At 69.1% G+C, this 1,604-nt stretch carries 2 protein-coding genes; one reads left to right on the top strand and one right to left on the bottom strand.

Going from position 1 to position 1,604, the window contains the following annotated elements; translation table 11 throughout:
- The first annotated feature begins 46 nt into the window (after positions 1-46).
- A complete protein-coding gene (locus I59_RS03575) occupies positions 47-757 on the top strand; it encodes a hypothetical protein (RefSeq protein WP_022902696.1) in 711 nt (236 codons plus the stop codon).
- A gap of 271 nt (positions 758-1,028) precedes the next feature.
- Here the strand turns inward: I59_RS03575 and I59_RS23820 are convergent, their stop codons facing one another.
- The gene (locus I59_RS23820; protein WP_083881932.1) at positions 1,029-1,535 is read right to left on the bottom strand and encodes a universal stress protein; all 507 of its coding nucleotides are present in this window, start codon (positions 1,533-1,535) and stop codon (positions 1,029-1,031) included.
- Positions 1,536-1,604: the final 69 nt, after the last annotated feature.

The following is a 1,604-nucleotide window of genomic DNA, read 5'->3' as shown; positions in this document are numbered from 1 at the left end:
GTGGATGAGGTCGTCACAGGTCGGCCCTTAGCACCAGGAGCCCCTTATGACCACCAGCACGAAGAACGTCCCGGTGACCGAGACCATGACCCTCCGCGAGCTCGCCGGCGCCGTCGGTGTCGCGATGGGGAGCGCCTACGCCTGGTCCTCGAAGGGCAAACTGCCCGCCGGCACCTACCGGGACGAAACCGGGAAACTGCGCATCCCCCTCACCAGCGCCGAGCCGTTCATCGAGGAACGCCGATCCGACAAGCGCCGGTTCTACGGGTACGGCATCGAACCCTTCCCGGACGACGTCGAGACCGTGGACCTCGCGTGGATCGCCGCGCAGCTGAACGTGACCCAGCGACGCGTGTGGGTGCTCAGCTCCGAGGGTGCCCTACCCGACTCTGCCCGCCGCATCGGCAACTCGATCCAGATCCCCATCGACGATGCCCGCCAGTTCGTGGAAGAGCGTCGCACCACCCGCCGCCGACCGTTCCCCCGCCACCGCCACCCCGACCGTTCCTCCGTCGGCCTGGGCTGGATCGCGGATGAGATCGGTGTGCCGCGCCGGTCGCTGTACTACATCATCAACGTCGTGCCGCTGCCGGACTCCGCCTACTACGTGGGCAACGAGTTCCGAGTGCCTCGGCAGGACGCCTTGAGCTGGGTCCGCGCGTTCTGCGACGGACTGGGCGAGGACACCCCGACCGCGCGCCGTACCCGCCGCGTGTGGGAGCGGGCGCTCGGGACCCGCGCATCCTCAGCGCAGTGACGACGCCGCGCTGCCTGTCAGGCGATCTCGTCGACGTAGGCAGGCTGACTGTAGGACCGCCCTTGCCACCGCACCTGCACCGGCCACCACCGCCCTGCGTGACCACGCCCTGCTCGCCGCTACGGACGAACGACCGGCTCACACCGCCGTGATCCTGAAGAGCTACCACGAGCGTACCTGCCTGCAACATGTCGTCTCCATCCTTGAACCGTTGATCGGTACAGGGGAGGTATGCGCGGAGACTGGCCGTTCGTGGGCGGTGTCGCCGGTGTCACAGGTCCGCGGAGGGCCTATCGAGCTGCTGGGGCACCACGCACACGGGGACGCGGCCGTCGTGCACGAGGTGTTCTCCTACGGACCCGAAGAGACTGCCGGCGACGGCCGACCGGTGGCGTCGTCCGATGACGATGAGTGCCGCGGCTTCTCCGCTGCGCTGCAGGACTGCTGCCGGGCGCCCCTGACGGAGTTCCGCGCGCACGCGCAGGTCAGGGAGTTCTCGGCTCACCCTGCGGATGGCAGCGTCCAGTTCGAGTTGTCCCTCGTGCTCCCAGCGTGGCGCGTCCCGCGCGAGGTACACCCGACCGATCGGCGACACGCTCGTCGGTGGTTCCCAGGCTCGGACGAGGACGAGGTCGCCGCCGCGTTGCCCAACTCTCTCCGAGGCGAACTCGAGTGCGCTCGTGGCCGTCTGGGCTTCGACACCGACCACGACGGAAGGAGCGGGAGTGGGCTGCCACCGTTCGGGTACGACCACCACCGGGCCTTTCACCCCGGCCATGACTCGTTCCGCGACACGACCGGTGACGGACGCCCAGACCCGGTCGCTGCGGCTCCGCCGATCACCAGG

Origin of the sequence: Curtobacterium sp. B8, from assembly GCF_000333315.1 — a bacterium.
Taxonomy (GTDB): Bacteria; Actinomycetota; Actinomycetes; order Actinomycetales; family Microbacteriaceae; genus Curtobacterium; species Curtobacterium luteum.
The sequence above is the reverse complement of the archived record's forward strand: the minus strand, read 5'-3'. Positions and strand labels throughout refer to the sequence as shown.

Bases quoted from the DNA above. Each gene is read 5' to 3' on its own strand.
- I59_RS03575 (WP_022902696.1), top strand. From the start codon at position 47: ATGACCACCAGCACGAAGAACGTCCCGGTGACCGAGACCATGACCCTC.
- I59_RS23820 (WP_083881932.1), bottom strand. From the start codon at position 1,535: ATGGCCGGGGTGAAAGGCCCGGTGGTGGTCGTACCCGAACGGTGGCAG.